This window comes from Variovorax sp. V15 (genome assembly GCF_041154425.1).
Classification (GTDB): domain Bacteria; phylum Pseudomonadota; class Gammaproteobacteria; order Burkholderiales; family Burkholderiaceae_C; genus Variovorax; species Variovorax guangxiensis.
The window spans coordinates 4,843,682-4,866,140 of the sequence record NZ_AP028659.1 but is presented as its reverse complement, the minus strand read 5'-3'; the positions used below and the strand labels follow the sequence as shown (position 1 = coordinate 4,866,140).

At 68.7% G+C, this 22,459-nt stretch carries 21 protein-coding genes; 5 read left to right on the top strand and 16 right to left on the bottom strand.

From position 1 onward, the window contains the following. Positions 1-72 precede the first annotated feature (72 nt). Positions 73-276, top strand: a complete 204-nt coding sequence (locus tag ACAM57_RS23100) for a hypothetical protein (protein WP_126022848.1) — start codon at positions 73-75, stop codon at positions 274-276. Between the two features lie 17 nt (positions 277-293). Here ACAM57_RS23100 and ACAM57_RS23095 read toward each other — a convergent pair whose 3' ends face one another. Genes ACAM57_RS23095 through ACAM57_RS23060 form a run of 8 tightly spaced genes read right to left on the bottom strand, consistent with a single transcriptional unit; the run spans position 294 to position 9,999 of the window. Further along, positions 294-1,754 (bottom strand): amidohydrolase family protein, encoded by a 1,461-nt coding sequence (locus ACAM57_RS23095; RefSeq protein ID WP_369659079.1) that lies wholly within the window; start codon positions 1,752-1,754, stop codon positions 294-296. A 16-nt stretch (positions 1,755-1,770) separates the two neighbouring features. Continuing rightward, complete coding sequence (locus ACAM57_RS23090; protein WP_369659078.1) at positions 1,771-2,763, bottom strand: ABC transporter ATP-binding protein; 993 nt, start codon at positions 2,761-2,763, stop codon at positions 1,771-1,773. After that, positions 2,760-3,791, bottom strand: a complete 1,032-nt coding sequence (locus tag ACAM57_RS23085; protein ID WP_369659077.1) for an ABC transporter ATP-binding protein — start codon at positions 3,789-3,791, stop codon at positions 2,760-2,762. Before ACAM57_RS23085 ends, ACAM57_RS23090 begins: the two co-directional genes overlap by 4 nt. Before the next feature lie 13 nt (positions 3,792-3,804). Then, positions 3,805-4,716, bottom strand: coding sequence for an ABC transporter permease (locus ACAM57_RS23080; protein ID WP_369662470.1), 912 nt, complete (start codon positions 4,714-4,716; stop codon positions 3,805-3,807). A 25-nt stretch (positions 4,717-4,741) separates the two neighbouring features. After that, complete coding sequence (locus ACAM57_RS23075) at positions 4,742-5,677, bottom strand: ABC transporter permease (protein WP_369659076.1); 936 nt, start codon at positions 5,675-5,677, stop codon at positions 4,742-4,744. A gap of 19 nt (positions 5,678-5,696) precedes the next feature. Further along, positions 5,697-7,289, bottom strand: a complete 1,593-nt coding sequence (locus tag ACAM57_RS23070; RefSeq protein ID WP_369659075.1) for an ABC transporter substrate-binding protein — start codon at positions 7,287-7,289, stop codon at positions 5,697-5,699. A 51-nt stretch (positions 7,290-7,340) separates the two neighbouring features. Beyond that, complete coding sequence (locus ACAM57_RS23065; protein WP_369659074.1) at positions 7,341-8,792, bottom strand: M81 family metallopeptidase; 1,452 nt, start codon at positions 8,790-8,792, stop codon at positions 7,341-7,343. A 49-nt stretch (positions 8,793-8,841) separates the two neighbouring features. Continuing rightward, on the bottom strand, positions 8,842-9,999 hold the full coding sequence (locus ACAM57_RS23060) for an NAD(P)/FAD-dependent oxidoreductase (protein ID WP_369659073.1): 1,158 nt from the start codon (positions 9,997-9,999) through the stop codon (positions 8,842-8,844). Between the two features lie 202 nt (positions 10,000-10,201). Here ACAM57_RS23060 and ACAM57_RS23055 point away from each other — a divergent pair, with 202 nt between their 5' ends. Then, complete coding sequence (locus ACAM57_RS23055) at positions 10,202-10,978, top strand: helix-turn-helix domain-containing protein (RefSeq protein WP_369659072.1); 777 nt, start codon at positions 10,202-10,204, stop codon at positions 10,976-10,978. Positions 10,979-11,064: 86 nt separating this feature from the next. Then, positions 11,065-12,330: a glutamate carboxypeptidase gene (locus tag ACAM57_RS23050; protein WP_369659071.1), complete on the top strand. Its 1,266-nt coding sequence runs from the start codon at positions 11,065-11,067 to the stop codon at positions 12,328-12,330. A gap of 51 nt (positions 12,331-12,381) precedes the next feature. On the opposite strand, the gene ACAM57_RS23045 is transcribed toward ACAM57_RS23050, so the two are convergent. The 8 genes from ACAM57_RS23045 to ACAM57_RS23010 all read right to left on the bottom strand — a co-directional run bounded on the left by ACAM57_RS23045 (position 12,382) and on the right by ACAM57_RS23010 (position 20,991). Continuing rightward, the gene (locus tag ACAM57_RS23045; protein ID WP_369659070.1) at positions 12,382-14,412 is read right to left on the bottom strand and encodes a DUF3300 domain-containing protein; all 2,031 of its coding nucleotides are present in this window, start codon (positions 14,410-14,412) and stop codon (positions 12,382-12,384) included. Positions 14,413-14,604: 192 nt separating this feature from the next. Then, on the bottom strand, positions 14,605-15,243 hold the full coding sequence (locus ACAM57_RS23040) for a DUF3299 domain-containing protein (protein ID WP_369659069.1): 639 nt from the start codon (positions 15,241-15,243) through the stop codon (positions 14,605-14,607). A gap of 3 nt (positions 15,244-15,246) precedes the next feature. Continuing rightward, positions 15,247-16,509, bottom strand: coding sequence for an ABC transporter permease (locus tag ACAM57_RS23035; protein WP_369659068.1), 1,263 nt, complete (start codon positions 16,507-16,509; stop codon positions 15,247-15,249). Further along, positions 16,506-17,255, bottom strand: a complete 750-nt coding sequence (locus ACAM57_RS23030; protein WP_369659067.1) for an ABC transporter ATP-binding protein — start codon at positions 17,253-17,255, stop codon at positions 16,506-16,508. Before ACAM57_RS23030 ends, ACAM57_RS23035 begins: the two co-directional genes overlap by 4 nt. Before the next feature lie 4 nt (positions 17,256-17,259). Next, entirely contained in the window at positions 17,260-17,838 is a 579-nt protein-coding gene (locus ACAM57_RS23025; protein WP_126022863.1) for a DUF2796 domain-containing protein, read from the bottom strand. Further along, complete coding sequence (locus tag ACAM57_RS23020) at positions 17,835-18,743, bottom strand: sulfurtransferase (RefSeq protein ID WP_369659066.1); 909 nt, start codon at positions 18,741-18,743, stop codon at positions 17,835-17,837. Before ACAM57_RS23020 ends, ACAM57_RS23025 begins: the two co-directional genes overlap by 4 nt. 43 nt (positions 18,744-18,786) lie before the next feature. After that, positions 18,787-19,704, bottom strand: coding sequence for a DMT family transporter (locus ACAM57_RS23015; protein WP_369662469.1), 918 nt, complete (start codon positions 19,702-19,704; stop codon positions 18,787-18,789). 147 nt (positions 19,705-19,851) lie between these two features. After that, positions 19,852-20,991 (bottom strand): aromatic ring-hydroxylating dioxygenase subunit alpha, encoded by a 1,140-nt coding sequence (locus tag ACAM57_RS23010; protein WP_369659065.1) that lies wholly within the window; start codon positions 20,989-20,991, stop codon positions 19,852-19,854. A gap of 264 nt (positions 20,992-21,255) precedes the next feature. Here ACAM57_RS23010 and xseB point away from each other — a divergent pair, with 264 nt between their 5' ends. Further along, complete coding sequence (gene xseB / locus ACAM57_RS23005) at positions 21,256-21,522, top strand: exodeoxyribonuclease VII small subunit (RefSeq protein ID WP_369659064.1); 267 nt, start codon at positions 21,256-21,258, stop codon at positions 21,520-21,522. After that, the gene (locus ACAM57_RS23000) at positions 21,519-22,439 is read left to right on the top strand and encodes a polyprenyl synthetase family protein (RefSeq protein ID WP_369659063.1); all 921 of its coding nucleotides are present in this window, start codon (positions 21,519-21,521) and stop codon (positions 22,437-22,439) included. Before xseB ends, ACAM57_RS23000 begins: the two co-directional genes overlap by 4 nt. Positions 22,440-22,459 lie beyond the last annotated feature (20 nt).

Sequence of the window (22,459 nt, the reverse complement as noted above, 5' to 3'; positions counted from 1 at the left end):
GCCGGATGAACCGCAAGGGCCGAAACAGGCGCACCATAGGGGGCCTGTCAGAAACAAGCCGAGGAACAGATCATGAACGCCACCGCGCGATCCGCTTCGCCCTCCGAAGACGATGAAGACAACCTGCCCGCCGACGATTTCGAGGAGCCCGATGCCGACCTGGGTGACGATCTTTCGGAGGAAACGGGGATCGATCTTTCGGATGCAAGCGAACTCGACGCGGACAACGTGCCAGCGGACGAAGAGTTCGACCGCGTGATGAACGCGCCCGACTGAGCCCGTTCAGGCCGCCCTCACGCAGCCGTGTTGCGCCGCGTGATCACCTGCCCGTTGCGCGCCCCGCAATGAGCTCCCTGGCGCCAGGTCAGGGCTCCGTTGACGATCACCGCATCGATGCCTTCGGCAGGCTGCATCGGCGATTCGTAGTTGGCCGTGTCGCGCACCGTCGCGGCGTCGAAGATCACCACATCGGCGTGGTAGCCCGGCTTCAGCGTGCCGCGCTCGTGCAGGCCGAAGTTGCGTGCGGTGAGCCCGGTCATCTTCCACACCGCCGTCTCTAACGGGAAGAGGCCCACGTCGCGGCTGTAGTGGCCCAGAACGCGCGGGAAGGTGCCCCACAGGCGCGGATGCGGCTTGTCGCCCAGCGGGATGCCGTCGGAGCCGATCATGGTCTCGTCGAACGCGAGGATGCGCTGCACGTCGTCCTCGTCCATCATGAAGTAGATCGCGCTGCCGGGCTGCAGGCGCTTGGCCGCTTCCTCGCCCGAGACGCCCCATTCGGCCGCGATGTCCTTCAGGTCGCGGCCCGCGCATTCGGGGTGCGGCACGCTCGAGGCGATGAGCACGCGGCCTTCCATCATCCCGCGGTCGGTGCGGATCATGGTGGAGCCGGCCGTGTAGGGGTAGCAGTCGAGCCCGATGCACTGGTGCTTCATCGCCTCCTGGATGAAGGGCAGCGTCACCTTCGTCTTGCCGAAGTTGCGCGTGTTCTGCACTTTGTGGTGCGACACCACCACCGGAATGCCCAGCGCGCGGCCGATGTGGAAGGTTTCCTCCAGCGACTCCATCACCCGGTCGCTCTCGTCGCGCATGTGGGTCACGTACAGCGCCTTGCGTGAAGTCAGCGGTCGGCCGACCTCGATGATCTCCTCGGTCGTAGCCTTCACCGCGGGCGGGTAGAAGGTGCCGGTCGACAGGCCGATGGCGCCGGCCTGCATCGCTTCCTCGACCATCGCCTGCATGGCCTTGATCTCGGTATCGTTCGCGGGGCGGTCAAGGTCTGACATGGCGACTGCACGCAGCGTCGAATGGCCGACCATCGCCGCGACGTTCACCGACGACGGTGTCGCGCGCAGCGCGTCGAGGTACGCGGCGAAACTGGTGAAGCGGCCCTCGGCGGGCGAATCGAGCAGGCTCAGGGGCATGGGCAGGTCCATGTCCTCGCGCAGCGGCGCGGCGCTGATGCCGCAGTTGCCCGCGACCACGGTCGTCACGCCCTGCGACACCTTGAACGGCATCTGCGCCTGCGACAGCACCGCCTGGTCGTCGTGCGTGTGCGAATCGATGAAGCCGGGCGCCACGATGCGGCCGGTGGCGTCGATCGTCTGTTCCGCCGTGTGGCCCGCGAGCTTGCCGATGGCGACGATGCGGTCGCCGACGATGCCGACGTCGGCGTCGAAGCGCGGTGCCTTGGTGCCGTCGATCACGGTGCCGCCGCGGATCAGCAATTCGTAGTGGGGGAGCTTGTCGGACACGGGATGAATCCTTTCTTCAGCGGAAATGGCAGGCGACCAGGTGGCTTCCGTTCGCGGACGACGAAGGCCGCTCGCTCAACTCCGGCGCCTTCTCCTTGCACACGGCCTGCGCCATCGGGCAGCGGGTATGGAAGCGGCAGCCCGAGGGCGGATTTGCCGGGCTCGGCGGATCGCCCTGCAGCAGCATGCGCCGCGCCGGCGTGCGCGGATTGGGCACCGGCACGGCCGACAGGAGGATCTCGGTGTACGGATGCAGCGGTGCCGAGAACAGCGTGTCGCGGTCGGCGATCTCCACGATGTGGCCAAGGTACATCACGGCCACGCGATGGCTGATGTGCCGAACCACCGCGAGGTCGTGCGCGACGAAGAGGTACGCGATGCCGAACTCGGCCTGCAGGTCCATCAGCAGGTTGACCACCTGCGCCTGCACCGACACGTCGAGCGCCGACACCGGTTCGTCGCACACGATCAGCTTCGGGTTCAGGGCGAGCGCCCGCGCGATGCCAAGCCGCTGGCGCTGCCCGCCCGAGAACTCGTGCGGGAACTTCTTCGCTGCCTCGGGCCGCAGGCCCACGCGCGAGAACAGCCACTGCACGCGCTCGCGCCGCTCGGCCGCGGCGCCCATGCCGAAGTTCCGCAGCGGCTCCGCCACGATGTCTCCCGCCGTCAGCCGCGGATTCAGCGAGGCGTACGGGTCCTGGAAAATGATCTGCAGGTCGCGCCGGCGCATGCGCATGTCCTCGGCGGAGAGCGACAGCAGCTCCCGGCCTTCGAGCTGCACCGAGCCCGAGCTCGGCTCGACCAGCCGCATCACCGACTTGGCCGTGGTCGTCTTGCCGCAGCCCGATTCGCCGACCAGCGACAGCGTCTCGCCGCGCGCGACGTTGAAGGAGACGCCGTCCACTGCCTGGATCGCCGGCCTGGCCGGCCGCAGCCAGCGCTTGGGCGTGGTGTAGTGCTTGCGCAGGTTGCGCACCTGCAGCAAGGGCGTTGCAGCGGTTGTCGTCATGCGGCGATCTCCTCGGCACCGGCCCAGTTTTCCTCGACCGCGAAGCAGGCCACGACGTGGTCGCCGCCTTGCTGCGCCAGCCTCGGCGTTTCGGCACGGCAGCGTTCGCGCGCGTGGCTGCAGCGTGCCGCGAAGGCGCAGCCGCGGCCCAGCTCGTGCGCGGCCGGCACCAGCCCCGGTATCTCGGTGAGCCGCGTGCTCGCGGTGTTCATCGCGGGCATCGAGGCCATCAGCGCGCGGGTGTAGGGGTGCAGCGGGCGGTCGAAGAGGTCGATCACGTCGGCTTCCTCCACCTTCTTGCCGGCGTACATGACGACCACGCGGTCGCAGCTCTCGGCGACCACGCCGAGGTCGTGCGTGATCATCACCACGCCCATGCCCAGCTCCTTCTGCAGCCGCTTGATGAGGTCGAGGATCTGCGCCTGGATGGTCACGTCCAGCGCGGTCGTCGGCTCGTCGGCGATCAGCACCTCGGGGTTGCAGGCCAGGGCCAGCGCGATCATCACGCGCTGGCGCATGCCGCCCGAGAGCTGGTGCGGGTATTCGTTCACGCGGCGCTCGGGCTCGGGGATCTGCACCACGCGCAGCATCTCGACCGCGCGCTTCATCGCGTCGGCGCGGCTGGCCTTCTGGTGCAGCTGCACCGTCTCCGCGATCTGCCGGCCCACGGTGAGCACCGGGTTCAGCGAGGTCATCGGCTCCTGGAAGATCATCGAGATGCGGTTGCCGCGGATCTGGCGCATCTCGCGTTCGCTCAGCCGCATCAGGTCGGTGCCGCGCAGGCGCACGGCGCCCATGTGGCGGCCGGGCGGCGTGGGCACCAGCCGCAGGATCGACAGGGCGGTCACGCTCTTGCCGCAGCCCGACTCGCCGACCACGCCGAGCGTGCGGCCCGCGCGCACCGTGTAGGAAACGCCGTCGACCGAGCGCACCACGCCGCCGGGCGTGAGGAAGTGCGTGCGCAGGTCGTCGACTTCGAGCAGCGGCTCGCCGGGAGCCAGCGCTGCATGGGACATGGCGATGGTCATGAGGCTGCCTCGCTCAGAGTTGGCGCGCCAGGCGTGGGTCCAGCGCGTCGCGCAGGCCGTCGCCCAGCAGGTTGATGGCCAGCACCGTGGCCGCCAGCAGCAGCCCCGGGTACAGGATGATGTGGAACGCCACTGCCACGAAGTTGCGGCCCTCGGCCATCATGTTTCCCCAGCTCGGCGTCTGCGAGGGCACGCCCACACCGAGGAAGGAGAGCGCGGCTTCGGTCAGCACGGCGGCCGCGGCCACGAAGGTGGCCTGCACGATCAGCGGCGCCACGGTGTTCGGCAGCACGTGGCGCACCAGGATCACCGGAAGGCGTGTGCCCACCGCGTGCGCGGCCTCCACGAAGAGCTGCTCGCGCAGCGTGAGCGCCAGCGAGCGCACCAGCCGCACCACGCGCGGAATCTCAGGCACCGTGATGGCGATGATCACCGTCGTGAGGCTGGCGCGCGTGACCGCCATTAGCGCGATGGCCAGCAGGATGCCCGGGATGGCCATGAGCCCGTCCATCACCCGCATGATCGGTCCGTCCGCCCAGCGCACGAATCCCGCCACCAGGCCGAGCGCGACGCCGAAGAAGGTGGCCAGCAGCGCCACCGAGGCGCCCACGATCATCGACACCCGTCCACCCCACACGGCGCGGCTGAACACGTCGCGCCCCAGCGCGTCGGTGCCGAACCAGTGCTCGGCCGAGGGCAGCTGCATGCGCGCGAGCGGGTCGATGTCCTGCGGGTCGTGCGTGGCGATCCAGGGCGCGGCAATGGAAAGCGCCGCCACAGCGATCAGCAGCAGCGCGCCGACAATCAGCGTCGGGTGCTTGCGCAGCCAGCGCAGGCGCGGCGGAACGAAGGGGGCCTCGGCCGGCGGCGCGGCTGCCGGGGTGGCGGCTGTGGCAGACGTCGCGGGCACATCGATGTCGCTCATGGGAAGTACGGAGGACATGGGTGGTTCAGTACTGGATGCGCGGATCGAAGAGCCGGTAGCTCAGGTCGATCAGCAGGTTGATCAGCACGTACACGCCCGCCGACAGCAGCAGCACGCTCTGGATCACCGGGTAGTCGTGCCGCTGCACCGAGTCGATCACCAGCCGGCCCACGCCGGGAATGGCGAACACCGTCTCGGTGACCACCACGCCGCCGATCAGCAGCGCGATGCCCGCGCCCACGGTGGTGGCGATGGGAATGGCCGCGTTGCGCAGCGCATGGCCCAGCACCGGCAGCACGCCCAGGCCCTTGGCGCGGGCGGTGCGGATGTAGTCCTCGTGCAGCACTTCGAGCACAGTGGCGCGGGTCATGCGCGTCACCAGCGCGATGTAGACCAGGGCGAGGTTCACGCAGGGCAGCGCCAGCGAGCGCAGCCACTCGCCCGGGCCTTCGGCGAAGCGCACGTAGCCCTGCACCGGAAACCACGGCAGCTGGATCGCGAAGCTGTAGACCAGCAGGTAGCCCACCAGGAACACCGGCACCGAGAAGGCCAGCACCGCGAAGAGCATCACCAGCCGGTCGATCCAGCTGCCCGCGCGGTAGGCCGCGAGCGTGCCCAGCGGCACCGACACCACCAGCGTGATGAGCATGGTCACCGCGGCGATCGACACCGTGGGCTCCAGCCGCTGGCCCAGCAGCTGCGTGACGGGCATCTGCGTGAAGATCGAGGTGCCCAGGTCGCCGGTGAACAGCTTGCCGATCCACAGCCCGAACTGCTGCCACAGCGGCAGGTTCAGGCCGAGTGCGGCACGCAGCTTCTCGATGTCTTCGGTGGTGGCGAGGTCGCCCGCGATGAGCGCGGCCGGGTCGCCCGGCGAGAGATGGATCAGCAGGAACACCACCACGGCCACCACCGCCATGACGGGCAGGGTCGCGATGAAGCGTCGAACGATGTAGCCCATGGCGGTGTCCCTCCGGCCCTTACTGCCTGTCGAGCGCCCAGACCGTCGGCATGCCGGACCAGAGCTTGTCCAGGCCCTTCAGGCTGGTGCGCGCGGCGAAGGCGGCCGAGTACTGGCCGGCGTTGATGTAGGGCACGGCCTCGTAGGCGCGGGTCTGGAAGGCGTCGAGCAGCTCCTTGCGCTTGGCGGGCACCGTCTCCTTCAGCCAGGCGGTGCGCAGGTCGTCCAGTTGCTTGTCGCATGGCCAGCCGGGCAGGGTGTTGCCGCAGGCCGCGCTCAGGTAGGCGTTGCTGATGGGCGAGTTGGCATCGAATTCGCCGGCCACGGTGACGTACATGTTCCAGCCGCCCGCGTCGGGTGCGTCGCGCTTGGCGCGGCGCGCGCCGATGGAGGCCCAGTCCATGGTCTGGGCGTCGACGTTCAGGCCGATGCTCTTCATCGTCTGCGCGGCCATCAGCGCCTCTGCGTTCAGGTAGGGCACGTCGCTGGGCACCAGCAGCACCACCTTCTCGCCCTTGTAGCCGGCGTCGGCGAGCATCTTCTTCGCCTTTGCGACGTCGGCCTTGCGGTAGGGCTCGGCGCCGGCCGCGGTGTCGTTGGGGCTGCCGCAGATGAAGTAAGTGGCGCAGTAGGCCATGCGCATGTCGAGCGGGAAGCCCATGGCCGCCATGAAGCGCTCCTGGCTCACGGCCTGCAGCAGCGCCTGGCGCACCTTCGGGTTGTTGAAGGGCGGATGCAGCTGGTTCATCACCAGGAAGCCCTGGTAGGCGCCGCCGGAGCCGATCTTTACGCCCGTGTCGGTGCGTAGCGGCGCGATGTAGTCGGGCGGCAGCTGCTCGATGATGTCGACCTCGCCGCGCTTGAGGGCGGCCACTGCGCTGTTGGCATCGGGCAGGTAGAGCCACTCGACTCGGTCGAAGTTGCTCTTCTTGCTGCCGGCCAGGCCGCTCGGCGGCTCGCTGCGCGCCACGTAGTTGGGGTTGCGCACGAACACCGCCTTGTTGCCCGGCACCCATTCGTCGCGCTTGAAAACGTAGGGGCCCGAGCCCAGCACTTCGGTCAGCGGCGCGGTGGCGGGCATCTTCGCCAGCCGCTCGGGCAGCACCACCGGCGGAAAGCCCGAGGGCTTGGCCAGCGCGTCGAGCACCATGCCGAAGGGCTCGGCGAGCGTGAGCGTGAAGCTGCGCGCGTCGGTGGCCTTCCATTCGGCGCCGCTGGCCGTCATGGCGCGGCCCAGGCTGTCGCGCGCGGCCCAGCGCTGCAGCGAAGCGACCGCGTCGGCCGAGGTGACGGCGCTGCCGTCGGAGAACTTGAGGTTGGGGCGCAGCGTGAAGCTCCACTGCTTGCCGTCCTTCGAGGCGATGTACTTCTCCACCATCTGCGGCTGCGGCTTGCCGCTCGCGTCCTGCGCGAAGAGCGTGTCGTACACCATGTAGCCGAAGTTGCGCGAGATGTAGGCGGTGGTGAAGGTCGGGTCGAGGATCTTCAGGTCGGCATGCGCCACCACCTTCAGCGTCTTGGGCTGCGGCGTCTGGGCATGCGCGGGAAGGCTCGCCGCGAAGGCGGTGGAAAGGGCCAGGGCGGCGAGAGCGCCAAGCGTCCGTCGTTTCATCGTCGGTTCTCCGGTGAGGGCAGGCAGCAGAAAAAAAAAGGAAGGAAAGGCTCAGGCCGCGACGCCGATCGGCCACTTGGGCAGACGGGCCTTGCGATACGGCAGCGTGTTCAGGTCGAGCGTGACGGCGCCCGGCGCGCCCGCGTAGATGACGTGCTTCGCCACCTTGGAATACGACGCGTAGAAATGCTGGGAGGACTTCACGACGATGATCTTCTTCGCCGCCAGGTCGCATCCCAGCTGCGTGAACAGGTCGGTGCCCATCGCCTGGTTGCGCAGCGTGATCAGCACGATCTCGATGCCGTTGGCCTCGACCAGCGCGCTGTCGCCCATCAGCGTGGGCGTGCCGGCCAGGCCGGTCATCACCAGGTCGTGCTTCAGAGCCTTCACGGTGCATTCGAGGTCGAGCGGGTCGCCCGACAGCGGGCTGATCTTGCCGCCGATGCGCATCGGCAGCTTCGCGCCCACGCCCGCATCGAAGGCGATGCGCACCGCGATCGGGTCCCAGAGCGGGCCCAGCGCCGCGTTGGCAATGCCGCGCTCCACCATGCGGCGCAGGATGAAAGTGGAGTCGCTGGCCGCGCCGCCGCCGGGGTTGTCGGCGCCGTCGGAGATCACCACCGGGCCGCCGTCGAAGGCCAGGGCCTCGTCGAGCGAGGCGTCGATGCCGGGGTAGTTCACGGTGAGGCCGTCGCGCATGGCGATGACCTCGTCGGCGAGCTGGCGCGCCAGCATGTCGGCCTTCGCCTTGTCGCCGTCGGTGTAGACCAGCACCTTGGTGCCCATCTCGGGCACGTCGCCCCACGAGAAGCCGTGCGTGAGCGAGATCGAGAGCACGCCGTCCTTGCCTTCGAGCGACTGCATGCGCTCGACGAAGCCGCGCGCCGGCTGGCGCGAGGTGTGCACCGTGACGATCATGTCGCAGTCGACCACCGCGGGCACCGGCCGCACCTTGCCCTCGACCGTGGCGGCGCAGATGTCGACCAGCTCCAGGCCGCGTTCGAGCACGTCGGTGTGCGGATACTCCTTGAAGGAGATCATCACGTTCGCGTTGGAGATCATCTCCGGCGTGAGGTGGTTGTGCGGATCGAGCTCCGCGCCGATCACCACGTCGGGGCCGACGATCTGCCGCACGCGCGCCAGCAGGTCGCCCTCGCAGTCGTCGTAGCCGTCGGCCACCATCGCGCCGTGCAGGCCGAGCAGCACCATGTCGACCGGCAGCACCGCGCGCAGGTCGTTCAGCAGTTCGTCGCGCAGCGTCTCGTAGGCGTGGCGCGTGGTGGTGCCGCTGGGCTGCGCGCCGGCCACCATGCCCTCGAACAGGGTCCAGCCCTTGTCGGCGCCGCGCATGCGCGCGGCCCACAGCGGGCCCGAGAACAGCGTCATCGCCTCGGGGTGCTTGCCGGCGGGGAAGTAGCCACGATCCTTGAAGGAGGCGAGGCCCGTCGGCATCGGGCCGAAGGTGTTGGTTTCGGTGGCAAGGGAAGCACTGAAGACGCGCATGGTCGGACCTCGTGGGGTGGTTCTGTTGTGTTGTTGGAGCAGGCCGGGCTCAGCCCGCGGCCGTGCGCAGCCGCTGAGGGCCCAGCATTTCCGCCGTGAGCCCGAAGGAGGCGATGCGCTCGGGCAGCGGCAGTCCGCGCGCCAGCGCGGCGCAGGCTTCGCCCATGGCGGCCGATGTCTGGATGCCGTAGCCGCCTTGCGCCGCCACCCAGAAGAAGCCGGGCACGCCGGGCTCGAAGCCGCCGACCAGGTCGCCGTCGGCCACGAAGGAACGCAGGCCGGCCCACGTGCGCGTGGGGCGGCGGATGGAGAGCGTGGTCGCTTCCTCGATGCGGTGCATGGCGATGGCGATGTCCATCTCCTCGGGCTGCACGTCCTGCGGCTCGACCGGGTCTGCGTTGGCCGGCGAGCCCAGCAGCATGCCGGCGTCGGGCTTGATGTACCAGCCTTCGTCGGCGCCGAACACCATGGGCCAGTGCGCCACGCTCTGGCCCTCGGGCGGCGCGAAGATGAATGCCGAGCGGCGACGCGGCTCGATGCCAAGCGGCGGCACACCGGCCATTTGGGCGATGGTGTCGACCCATGCGCCGGCCGCGTTGAGCACCACGGACGCTTCGTAGATTGCGCCGCCGGCTTCCACGCGCCAGCGATCGCCCTTGCGCTCGATGGCCGTCACGCCTGCATCGCACACCAGCTTGCCGCCCGCGCGACGCATGCCGCGCAGGTAGCCCTGGTGGATGGCGTGCACGTCCATGTCGGATGCATCGGGCTCGTAGACGGCGCCCTGTACCTGCTCGGGGCGCAAGGCCGGCACCATCTCGCACGCCTCTTCGCCGCTCAGGCGCGAGGCGCCGGTGTTCATGTCGCGCAGCACCTGCCAGTGGGCTTCGAGCTCGGCCATGTGCTTGGCGCCGGCGACCATCATCGCGCCGCGCGGCGTGAGCAGCGGGTGCTCGCTGAAGCCTTCGGGCGGATGCTCGAGGAAGGCCCGGCTCGCCATGGTGAGGGCGCGCACCTGCGCGGTGCCGTAGCTCTCCATGAAGAGGGCGGCGGAGCGGCCGGTGGAGTGGTAGCCCGGCTGCGATTCGCGCTCGAGAAGGATCACGCGTGCGTGCGGGGCGAGCCAGTGGGCCACCGAGGCCCCGGCGATGCCGCCGCCGATCACGAGGAAGTCAGCCACGACGGGCTCTGCAGTGCTGGAAGTCATCGGCGAAAAGTGTAGGAAGAAATTTGCGGATACGCAAATTGATTCAGAGGTGCCAAGGGGAAACCATGATGCACCGCGCTGGTGAAATTTGCGTTCGCGCAATTTGCGTATACGCAACTTCCGGGCCCGGGTCACGCGGGTTGGCATGGATGGCGCCCCTCTCGGCTGGCAGAATCTGCGGCACCATAAGAGAAAGCCAAGCGTGAATCCACACACAGGGACCAAGACGGGAACGAAGCCCAGGGACGAGCCGCCCACGCTGGACCGCGCCACCTTCGGCAACCGCCTGCGCGCCGCGCGCAAGCGCTTCGGCTGGACGCTGGCGCAGCTGGCCGAGCGCTCGGGCGTGTCGATCACCACCATCTCGCGCGCCGAACGCGGCCAGCTCGCGCTGGGCTACGAGAACTTCACCGCGCTGGGCCGTGCGCTCGACATGGACATGAACGCCATGTTCGCGGGCGCCGGCGTCAAGCCCGCGCAGCTCGACGGGCCGGTGGTCACGCGCGCGGGCAAGGGCGTGGTCTACAAGGGGCTTTCCATCGCCTACGAGTTCCTCGGCACCACCGCGGCGGGCAAGCAGATGAGCCCCATCGTCGGCACGGTGCACGCGCGCAAGATCCACGGTCCGGAAGACTTCGTGCGGCATGGCGGCGAGGAGTTCGCCTATGTGCTGTCGGGCGAGATCGAGGTGCACTTCGACAACGGCGAGGTGGTGCGCATGGCGAAGGGCGATTCGCTCTACTTCGACAGCCGCCTGGGCCACGCGTACATCAGCGTGAGCCGGCAACTGGCGCGCATCGTCGGCATGACCATCGGTGAGAGCGGGCACATGCAGTCGGCGCGGGAGGGAGAGGGGCGCGCCATGCCGGCACCGGTCGCCCACAAGAGCGAGAGGCCCGTTGCGTCGGCGTTGCCCGTGAAGGCGTCGAGGGGGCAGTCGAAGTCCGCTCGGAAAGCCGCAGCAACAAGGGGCGCATAGCCGCCCTGGCCCGTGTCTCCGATTTGCTCGCGGCGCGAGGCCGCATGGCTATGCTGTGCGCCGTCATCCACTCCAGAGAAAAGACCATGACCTCGCGTCTGCCTTCATTCCCGCTTCGCTCCATGGCCCTGGCCTGCGGCCTCGTGCTCGGCGCCGCTGCCGCCCACGCCGCACCCGACGCGAAGCTGCTCGCCGCCGCCGAGAAGGCGCAGCCCGCGGTGATCGACAACCTCAAGGAGATGGTGTTGATCGAATCGGGCAGCCTGAATGTCGACGGCCTGCTCAAGATGGCCGATGTGGTGGAAAGGCGCCTGAAGGCGGCCGGCTTCAAGACCGAGCGCCGCAAGGCGACGGCCGGCGCGGGCGCCGACATCGTGATCGGCACGCTCAAGGGCACGGGCAAGCGCAAGATCATGCTGCAGGGCCACATGGACACGGTGTACGCGCCGGGCATCCTCGGCAGCCAGCCCTACAAGGTCGACGGCAACCGCATCTATGGTCCCGGCATCGCCGACGACAAGGGCGGCCTCGCGGTCATGCTGGCCTCGCTGAAGATCCTGGCCGATGCCGGCTGGCGCGACTACGACACGCTCACCGTGCTCATGAACCCCGACGAGGAAGTAGGCTCGCTCGGCTCCGGCGAGCTGATCGCGACCATGGCCGACCAGCACGACACGGTGCTGTCCTTCGAGCCGACGGTGGCAAAGTCGGTGGTCAAGGGCGAGTCGCTGCTGCTCGGCGCGGCCGGCATCGCCACCGCCACGCTCGAGGTGAAGGGCCGCGCGTCGCATGCAGGCGCGGCGCCCGAACTGGGCCGCAATGCGCTGTACGAGCTCTCGTACCAGATGCTGCAGACCAAGGACCTCGCCAAGGACATTCCCGGCGCCACGCTCAACTGGACCGTGGCACGCGCCACCGGCCCGCTCAACCAGATCACCGAAAAAGCGCAGGCGCAGGGCGACATCCGCATCACGCAGCCCGGCGCCGAGAAGAAGCTCGCCGAGGCGCTGCAGGCGAAGATCGCCTCGGGCAAGCTGATTCCCGACACCGAGACCACGGTGAAGGTGGAAGTGGGCCGCCCGGCCTTCATCGCCGGCGACAAGGGCCGCGCGCTGGCCGAGAAGGCGCAGGCCATCTACAAGGAAATCGACCGCGACCTCGCGCTGACGCCCATGACCGGCGGCGGCACCGACGCGGGCTACGCGGGCCGCTCGGGCAAGGCCACGGTGGTGGAGAGCTTCGGCCTCGCGGGCTTTGGCTACCACGCACGCGACGAGTACATCGAAGCCGACTCGATCGTGCCGCGCCTGTACCTCGTCACGCGCCTGCTGACCGAGATCGGCAAGAACTGAGGCTGCGGATAGGCGCCACCGCGACGGTGCAGTCGAGGCGGCGCGGGCGCGCTACTGCTGCTGTTGCCTCGGGTCGCCGGGGCGGTGCTGCTGGTGTTGCTGTTGCTGCTGGCGTGCCGCGGCAGCGGCCGCCATGCGTTGCTGCTGTTGTTGCTGGGCCTGCTGCTGTTGCTGGTGCGCCATCTGTTGAGCCTGCTGCTGGGCCCTGGCCTGTTGCTGCTGCATCTGCTGCTGGCGCTGTTGCTGCATGGCCTGCATCTGCTGTTGTTGCTGTTGCATGCGCGCGGCCTGCTGCTGGGCCTGTTGCTGCGCCTGTTGTTGCCGGCGCATCTGCTCCTGCTGCGCTGCCTGTTGTTGCTGCTGGCGAGCCTGGTTCTGTGCCTGCTGTTGCTGCACTGCCTGCTGGCGCTGGATCTGCTCCTGTTGCCGCTGCGCCTGTTGTTGCGCGCGCGCCTGTTGATCGGCCTGCTGCTGGCGGCGCATCTGCTCCTGCTGACTCTGCTGGTTGCGTGATTGTTCGAGCTGGGCCTGCTGTTGGCGCCGTTGCTCCTGCGCGGCCTGTTGCTGCTGGCGTTGCTGCGCGAGCTGTGCCTGTTGTTGGGCTTGCTGTTGCTGCTGTTGAGGCTGCATCAGGCCTCGCGCCTGGCGAGCCTGCTGGTCGCGCGCCTGCTGCTGGGCCTGTTGCTGCGCCTGTTGTTGCCGGCGCGTCTGCTCCTGCTGCTGCGCCTGCTGTTGCTGCTGGCGGGCCTGGTTCTGTGCCTGCTGTTGCTGCATGGCCTGCTGGCGCCGGACTTGCTCCTGTTGCCGCTGCTGGGCTTGCTGTTGCGCACGAGCCTGTTGTTGCTGCTGTTGGGTGAGCGCGGCCTGCTGCTGGAGGCGTTGCTGCTGCTGTTGCTGTGCCTGCTGTTGCTGCTGCTGGGCGAAGAGGGCCCGCTGCTGTTGCTGCTGCAGTTGCTGCGCGGCCCCCGGGCCCGCTGCGAAATTGGGCGGCGCTCCCGGAGGCAGCGCGCCTCGCGGTCCGGCATTGTTGTTGTAGACATTGACGTTGCGCACGTTGTTGACCACCGTGGTCGAACGCGAGACGTAGGTGCTGTTGTTGTAGACCACGGCGGGCCGCGCGAAGGCCGGCTGAGGGGCGGGGCCCCGGTCGCGCCAGCGCGGTGCGCCCCAGTTCATGTTCCACGAGTGCCAGCCCCAGTTGTGGCGCTCGAGCGCGGCACCCACGATCACGCCCGTGCCGAAGGCGAGCGCGCCGGCGGCCAGCACCTGGCCGCTGCTGTAGCCCGGTGACACCACCTGGACCGGCGGTGCATAGGCATAGCCCGGATACACCGGCTGCGGCGCACCGTAGATCACCTCCGGATCGTAGGCGGGCACGTACACCACATCAGGCTGCACGGGCTCGATGGTGATGAACTCCTGCGGCGGCTCGATCACCGCGGGGCCCGCATACACGGGCTGCACGTCGGGCGCGGGCGCATAGTTCGGCGGTGGCGCGGCTGTGACCACGCGCATCTTGTCGTTGTTCTTGAGGCGGCCGGCCTTCGCCGCGCGCTGGCGCATGACCTGGATCGCGTTCATCACGTCGGCCGGGTCGTTGTAGTAGGCCTGCCCGAGCGCCTGGGTCCAAGGGATGTTGCCGGCCATCTGGTCGATGACGGGGCGGAACGCGGTAAGCGACTTCACGCTCGGGTCCCAGGGCTGCTGGTTGGCCGCATCGGCCAGCGGCCCTGCCTTGAGGTTGCGGTTCTGCGCGAGCCAATCGTGCGCCGCTGTGATCTGGTCGGGGTAGGTGGCGCCGGCCAGGATCTGCGCGACCAGCTTGTCGGGATACAGCGCGATGGGGGCGACCATCTGGTAGAGCTGCTCGGCGCTGGGTGGCGTGTAGGCGGCCTGAACAGGAGCTGCCGCAGGTGGCTGCGTCTGCGGCACGGATGGAGCAGGAATGCCGGTCGCTGGCTCCTGTGCCGAAACAGCGGCAGCGGGCGTGCTCGGGGACTTGTCGCAGCCTGCGAGGACGAGGGCGCCGATGCACAGCGAGATCGTCAACAGCCGCGGGGCGGTGGAGAGATTTTTTGTCATCTGGAGTTCCATGAGGACGCCGGCGTCGTGCCCGGAACTTCTTCAACGGTGCCCGGCTGCAGGCGATGACAGAGCCTGCGCCGTGGATGCAACGGTCTGTGTCGGCTCCCTGCCGTCAAGCCTGTCGGCGCAGAACCACACGGCCCGGAGGCCATCGCCTCCGGTGCCCGATGGCGGCAGCAGCCGCCGGCCTTACTTGGAGCCGCCGGTGTACTTGGTGACGGTGGCCGCGCTCACGTGATAGCCGCTCACGCCCATCATCGAATCGTTGCGCAGCGTCTGCAGCTTGCCGGTGACCCACACGGTGTCCATCGCGCGGAACTTGGCACCCTTCTGCGGCACCACGTGCAGGATCTGGTTGGCCGGCGGCGGCGGCGTGTGGATGCAGGCGCCGAAGTAGGGCACCAGCAGGAACTCGGTGACTTCGCCCTTGGCTTCCTCGAGCGGCACGATGAAGCCGGGGATCTTGATCTCGGTGCCGTTCATCGCGGGGTTGGTCGGTGCGTTGTTCGACACCTCCTGCATCTTCATGAGCAGCTCGTTGGCGCGCGGGTCGCCGTCGTCGAGCGCGCTCAGGTCCATGCCCTTGAACTCCTTGGCCGGGTCCCAGTCCTTGGGCACCAGCTCTTCCCAGGTGATCTGGCGCGGCTGGCCCGGCGTGCCCTTGGCCGGCGTCGCGGACGCGGCCTTGCCGCCCAGCGGATTGGTGGCGGTGGTGTCCTTGGGGGCGGGCTCCGCGGCCCATGCGGCGGCCGCGAGGCCGGCACCGGCGATCAGCATTGAAAGCCGCATGAAAGCTTTGCTGGTGGAGGTCGCGTGTGTGAAAGGCATGGTTCAAATCCTCGGCGAGAGGCCGTCTGCAAGGGAGAGTCGATAGGCGCGGATGCCGGGCAGCAGGCTCGCCAGCCATCCGGCGACGAGCAGGCTCGCCATCAGCAGCCATTCGTTCAGTGTAGGTTCGGAAAGGCTCAGTGTCAGCCCGAACTGCGACTGCAGCCATGGCGAGAGCAGGGCGATGCCCAGCACCGCCATCACGAGGCCCAGTGCGACGCCCAGCACGGTGACCATCGCGCCTTCGAGCGCGAGCAGGGCCAGCACATGCCGCAGGCCCGCGCCCACGGCACGCAGCACCGCGAGCTCGCGGCGCCGCTCGTTGAGGCCCGCCATCACCACCGACACCAGCCCCGCGAGGCTCACCAGCGCCACCAGCGCCGACATCAGCAGCAGCGCGTTCTCGCCGATGCCGATCACACTCCACAACTCGTCGAGCGCCACGCCGGGCAGGATGGCCATCAGCGGCTCGCCGGTGTAGGTCGAGATCCAGCGCTGCACGCCGAACACGGCCGCGCGGTTCTTCAGGCCCACCAGCACGGCTGTCACGTTCTTGGGTGTGAGGTCGAACTTGCGCACCTGCTCCGGCGAGATGTGCACGCCCGGCATGGGCGCGCCGCCCACCCATTCGAGGTGGATGGCCTCCATGGCCGCGAGGCCGATGTGCACCGTGCGGTCGACCGGCGTGCCGGTGCGCGCGAGCACGCCGACCACCGTGAACGGCTTGTCCGCATGCTCGGCCACGTTGAGCTCGCCGCTGCCGTGCGCGAGCGTGATCTTCTGGCCCACGTGGTAGCCGAGCTTGTCGGCCACCTCGGCGCCCACCACCGCGTCGAACAGCTCGCTGAAGGGCTTGCCTTCGCGCAGCTTCAGCGTCTGCCTGTCGCCGTAGCGGAAGTGCGTGAAGTAGTCGGTGGACGTGGCCAGCACCGCGAAGCCGCGATGCGAATCGCCAAGCGACAGCGGCACTACCCAGTCGATGCCCGGATGCGCCGAAAGCGCCTGCACGCTCTTCCACGAGATGTTGTTGGTGGCCGCGCCGATGCGGAACACCGAGTACAGCAGCAGCTGCGTGGAGCCGGTGCGCGCGCCCACGATCAGGTCGGTGCCCGAGACGGACGATGCGAAGTTCTCGCGCAGCTCGGTGCGGATGCGTTCGACGCCCAGCAGAAGGAAGGTCGAGAGCGCGATGGAGAACACGGTGAGCGCCAGCGTGAAGCGCCGGTTCCAGGCGCTGCGCCATGCAATGGAGAAGAGCGCTTTCATGCATCCACCGCCATTGCGCTGGTCGCCGCGCGGTTGATCTCGGGCAACAGCACATGCCGCGCGAAGCGCTGCGCGATGCGCTGGTCGTGGCTCACGAACACGAGCGCGCTGTGGTGCTCGGCGCAGGCCGTGAGCAGCACGTCGAGAAAGGCTTCGCGCCGGTCCTCGTCGAGCGCGGAGGTGGGCTCGTCGGCGATCACCACTTCGGGCTGGCCGATGAGTGCGCGCGCCGCGGCCACGCGCTGCTGCTGGCCCACGGAGAGCTGCAGCGCCTGGCGGCCCCACAGGTTGCGGTCCAGGCCCATCTGGTCGAGCAGGTGCTCGGCTTCGCCACGCGAGCTGCCGTTGCGCGATGCATTGGCCTCGCGCCGCTGCGAGAAGCGGCAGGGCAGCAGCACGTTGTCGATCACGCTCAGGTAAGGCAGAAGATTGAACTGCTGGAAGATGTAGCCCACGTGCGCCACGCGGCTGCGGTCGCGCTGTGTGCCCGAGAGCCTCGACCAGTCGTGGCCCAGCAGCGTGACACGGCCTTCGTCGGCCACCAGCACGCCGGCCAGCAGCGACAGCAGCGTGCTCTTGCCGCAGCCGCTCGGCCCATGCAGGAACACCGACTCACCTGCCGTGATGCGAAAGGCCTCGATGTCGATGCACGGGGCCTTGGCCGAAGGCCATGTGAAGCGCAGCGCCTCGGCCGCAAGCACGACGCGCAGGGCCGAGGAGGCCTGCGCCGAAGGGAGGGCGCTCACGGCGTCACTTGCCCCAGCTCAGGCGTGCGGGCTGGGCCGCCTGCGCGCCGGCGGGGCGCTTGAGCTGGCGCTTGAACTGGCCCTGCGCGGTGGCGATCTGCGAGTCGATCTGGCGCAGGCCCTTGAAGGCGCCGAACAGGTTCAGGTCGATGAACTTCGCGGCGGCCGCATTGGTGCAGTTGAAGGAAAAGGTGGCGTCGAGGTCGGCATGGCCGACGGGCTCGTTGGGGTCGGGATTGCCGAGACCCAGCGCGCCGGAACGCAGGTCGACCGGGCCCAGCTTGCAGTTGGCGGCGGGGTCGACGATGAAGAGCTTGTCGGCCGCGCGCAGCTGGGCGACGGCGTCTTCGACGATCTTCTTCTCGGCATCGGTCTTGGGTGCGCGCTCGAAGCCCACGATGTTGTCGAGCGGGGATTCCATGTCGATCACCACCGTGGGGCCGTCGACGGCCACGTCGAGCTTGAGCTGGCCGTGCACGTGGGCGTGCTGCTGCTGGGCCTGGGCGGTGAGGAACGGTGCTGCCGCGAGGAGCGCGGCTGCGATTGCGAGACCGGTGGTGCGTCGGAGTCGGATGTGCTTCATGGTTCAGCGCCTTGCCGGGTCGGCAGCCCCGGCGTGTTGCTCCATTCGCTCCAGCTGCCGGCATAGAGCGCGGTCGTCCCGAATCCCGCGATCTGCATGGCGAGCAGGTTTGGCACGGCGCTCACGCCGCTGCCGCACTGGTGGACGACTGTCGCCGCATCACGTCCCGCGAGCAGCGCTTCGAACTCGGCACGCAATTGCGATGCCGGCTTGAACTTGCCGTCGGGACCGATGTTGTCGGCGAAAGGCCGGTTCAGGGCCCCGGGGATGTGACCGGCGATCGGGTCCAGAGGTTCCACCTCGCCGCGGTAACGCGCACCGGCGCGTGCGTCGATCAGGTTCTGGTCAGGCTGGCCGAGCCGGCGCAACACTGTTTCGGTGGTCACGAGCTTCGCGATGGACTCGCCCGCGACGAAGTTCGACTGGAAGCGCGCGGGTTCCTCGCGGCCGGTGACCTCGCCGCCGGCGGCCTGCCAGGCCTGCAGTCCGCCGTCGAGCACGGCCACCGCGTCGTGGCCCATCCACTTGAGCATCCACCACAGGCGGCCGCAGTAGTTGGCGCCGTTGCGGTCGTACACCACGGCCTGCATGTCGTTGGCGAAGCCGATGCCGGAGAGCCACGTCGCGAACTTTTCGCGGCTGGGCAGCGGGTGGCGTCCGCCCGATGCGGGCACGCCGTCCTCCTGCGCCACGACGACTTCGCCATGCGCGCCGGGGGCGCCGTGCTTGGCGCTGAGGTCGGTGTCGAGGTTGGCGTAGAGAGCGCCCGGAATGTGTGCAGTCGCGTACTGCTGCGCGCCGGCTTCGGGCTTCATGAGGTCGAAGCTGCAGTCGAACACCATGAAAGGCTTGCCGCTGGCCTGCAGCTGCTGCAGCTGTTCGGCGGAGATGAGGGTGTCGTACATGGCGCTTGCTCCTTGGGGAATCTGGAAATGCACGCTGCCTGCTTCAGTGTTCCTCGGCCGGGGCCTTGGGCACGGCCCGTTGTCGCAACACGGTTGCAGCAATGCCGCTCGCGATGATAAGGGCCATGCCCGCCCAGCCGGCCGCGTCGATCCGGTCATCGAACAGCACGACGCCGTAGAACGCGGCGAACACGATGCCCGAATACTGCAGGTTCGCAACCACCAGCGTGCCGGCCTGTGTCTTGGCGGTGGCGTAGGCGCGCGTCATGCACAGCTGGCCGAGCGCGGCGAGCAGGCCGATGGGCAGCAGCCACAGCGCGTGCTGCCATGTCCAGGAAGTGCCGCCCGAAAACCCGGTGAACGCGGTGGCGATGGCGCCCGCCACGGCCGAGCCGACCGCGAAGTAGAAGACCGTGCGCAGTTCGGGCTCGCCGATGCGCGACAGCGCCACCACCTGCATGTAGGCGAAGGCGGCCGTCAGCCCCGACAGCAGGCCCAGCAGGCCGGCGAAGCCTTCGTTGCCGTTGACGCTGGGCTTGAGCATGAGCACAACGCCCACGAAGCCCGCGAGCACCGTCATTGCCAGCGCGCCCTGCAGCGGCGGGCGCTCCACCCGGCCGTCGCGACCGGGCACGGGCACCCAGGCCAGCAGCGCGCCGCCGACCAGGAAGGCCGCGACCCACACGCTGCTCATGTAGTTGAGCGTGACGGCGGTGGCCAGCGGCATGTGGGCGATGGCATAGAACCACGCACCCAGCGACACCACGCCGATGGTGCTGCGCCAGGCGTGCATGCCGGGGTAGCGCGTGGCCAGCGACACGCCGCGGTTGCGGGCCAGCAGCCAGAGGAAGACGATGCCGATCAGGCCGCGCCCGAGCACCATCTCGCCGCTGTTGAACCACGCCGAGGCGACTTTCACGACCACGCTCATCGTGGCGAACAAAAAGGCCCCCAGCACCATCCACAGCGCTTGCACTATTGACTCTCCCCCAGGCTTCGCGCACTTCGTGCCGCTTCTCCTACCCCCTCACCGGGGGCAACACCAACGGCCCGGCAAAGCCGGTTCCGTGGCGTTCCTGGAACACCCGTCGATGCGGCAGCCATCGGCTCAGGCGTTCTGCATCGCGGTGCGGTACCACTCGTGGAACTGCTGCATGCCGTCTTCCATCGGGCTCTGGTAGGGGCCGGTCTCGTTGTCGCCGCGCAGCATCAGCGCGCGGCGCCCGGCATCCATGCGCTCGGCGATCTCGTCGTCTTCCACGCAGGTCTCCATGTAGGCGGCCTGCTGGGCCTCGACGAACTCGCGCTCGAAGGCGACGATTTCCTCGGGGTAGAAGAACTCGACCATGTTGAGCGTCTTCGTCGGGCTCACGGGGTGCAGGGTCGACACCGTGAGCACGTGCGGATACCACTCGACCATCACGTGCGGGTAGTAGGTCAGCCAGATGGCGCCGTACTTCGGCGGCTTGCCCTCTCGGTACTTGAGCAGCTGCTCCTGCCACTTCTGGTAGACCGGGCTGCCCGCGCGGCCCAGGCGGTTGGCCACGCCCACCGTCTGCACCGAATAGCGCGGCTTGAACTCCCAGCGCAGGTCGTCGCAGGTGACGAAGCTGCCCAGGCCGGGGTGGAAGGGGCCGACGTGGTAATCCTCGAGGTAGACCTCGATGAAGGTCTTCCAGTTGTAGTTGCACTCGTGCAGCTCGACGCGGTCGAGCGCGTAGCCCGAGAAGTCGAGGTCGGCCTGCGGGCCGAGGCCGGCCATGTCGGCCGCCACGTCGGGGCCGGAGCCGTCGGGGTTCTTCTCGAACAGCAGGCCGTTCCACTCGGTGAGCGGGTAGTTGTGCAGATTCAGGCAGGGATCCTGCTCGAAGTGGGGGGCGCCGATCAGCGTGCCGGTGGTGCGCGGGTCGCTCGCGGCGTAGGTCCAGCGGTGCAGCGGGCACACGATGTTGCCGCCGGACTGGCTCTCGAGCTGGCCCCGGCCCTTCAGGATCAGGGCCTGGCGGTGGCGGCAGACGTTCGAAATCAGTTCCACGCCCTTGGGCGTGTGGACGAGCGCACGGCCCTGGTGCTCCTGGGGCAGGGTGTGGAAGTCGCCCATCTCGGGCACGGCCAGGCGATGGCCGACATAGCGGGGCCCTCGCGAGAAAAGGTTCTGCATCTCGCGGGCGAAGAGCGCCTCGTCGAAATACGCGGAAACTGGAAGTTGGCTCGCGGCCTGCTGCAGTTGAAGACTTAAATCAGACATGGAGGACCTGACCAAGCTCCCCACAGGGAGAAAAGGAAGAAAAGAACGGAAGGCGCCGCCAGGAGGATTCGGCGGCCCGGAGCAGTGTTGAACGTCGTCAACGAGAGAAGTTCGCATTGTACCCGGGGCCATTTTTTTGGCCTCCCGGCTTCCCGCGGCATTTCGCAATGTGCGATAGGTCTCCGCAAGGGCAAGGGGCGGCCCGCCCGCCACTTGTTCCGGTCACGGTCCTAAAATGCCTCGTTTCACCCACGTTTCGCTTGCATGCCCAAGGTGCCTCCCCCTTCCTCGTCCAGCCCGGCGGCAACGCCCGCCACGGGTCCGCTGCCAGCCAGTTACGAAGCCGGGCTCCAGGAGCTGGAGCAACTGGTCGCGGAACTCGAGTCGGGCCAGTTGCCGCTGGACCAGCTGCTAGTCAGCTACCAGCGCGGCGCGGCGCTGCTGGCCTTCTGCCGCGACAAGCTGCAGGCGGTCGAAGACCAGATCAAGGTGCTCGATTCGGGCAGCCTGAAGGTCTGGACGCCTGAATGAGCGCCGCCACGCTGAATTCCGCGCCCTGGGACGCCCGCACGCTCGCCGGCTGGAGCGAACCCCACCTGGCGAATGTCGAATCCGCGCTGTCGCGCTGGGTCGGTGTCGATGCTCCGGTGCTGCTGGGCGACGCCATGCGTTACGCGGTGCTCGACGGCGGCAAGCGCCTGCGGCCGCTGCTGGTGCTGGCCGCCAGCGAGGCCGTCGGCGGCAATGCTGCCGCCGCTCTGCGCGCAGCCTGCGCCACCGAGTTGATCCACGCCTATTCGCTGGTGCACGACGACTTGCCGTGCATGGACAACGACGTGCTGCGCCGTGGCAAGCCCACGGTGCACGTCAAGTTCGGCGAAGCCGATGCCCTGCTGGCCGGCGACGCCCTGCAGGCCCTGGCCTTCGAGCTGCTCACCCCCGAGGGCGATGAAATTCCCGCCGCCACCCAGGCCCTGCTGTGCCGCCTGCTCGCGCGGGCCGCGGGCAGCCAGGGCATGGCTGGCGGCCAGGCCATCGACCTGGCCAGCGTCGGCATCGCCTTGAACGAAGCGCAGTTGCGCGAGATGCACCGCCTGAAGACCGGCGCGCTGCTGCAGGGCAGCGTCGAGATGGGCGCCGCCTGCGGCACCGTGAGCGCCGCGGCGCTGGCCGCGCTGCGCGACTACGGCGCGGCCATCGGCCTCGCGTTCCAGGTGGTCGACGACATCCTCGACGTCACGGCCGATTCGCAGACCCTGGGCAAGACCGCCGGCAAGGACGCCGCTGCCGACAAGCCCACCTACGTGTCGCTGCTCGGCCTCGACGGCGCCCGCGCCCAGGCCCGCCAGCTGCTGGCCGACGCGCTCGCCGCACTGGAGCGCAGCGGCCTGGCCGATACCGCGGCGTTGCGCGCGCTGGCCCACATGGTCGTCGACCGCGATCGCTGAGAGAAAAGAACAAACCTCCC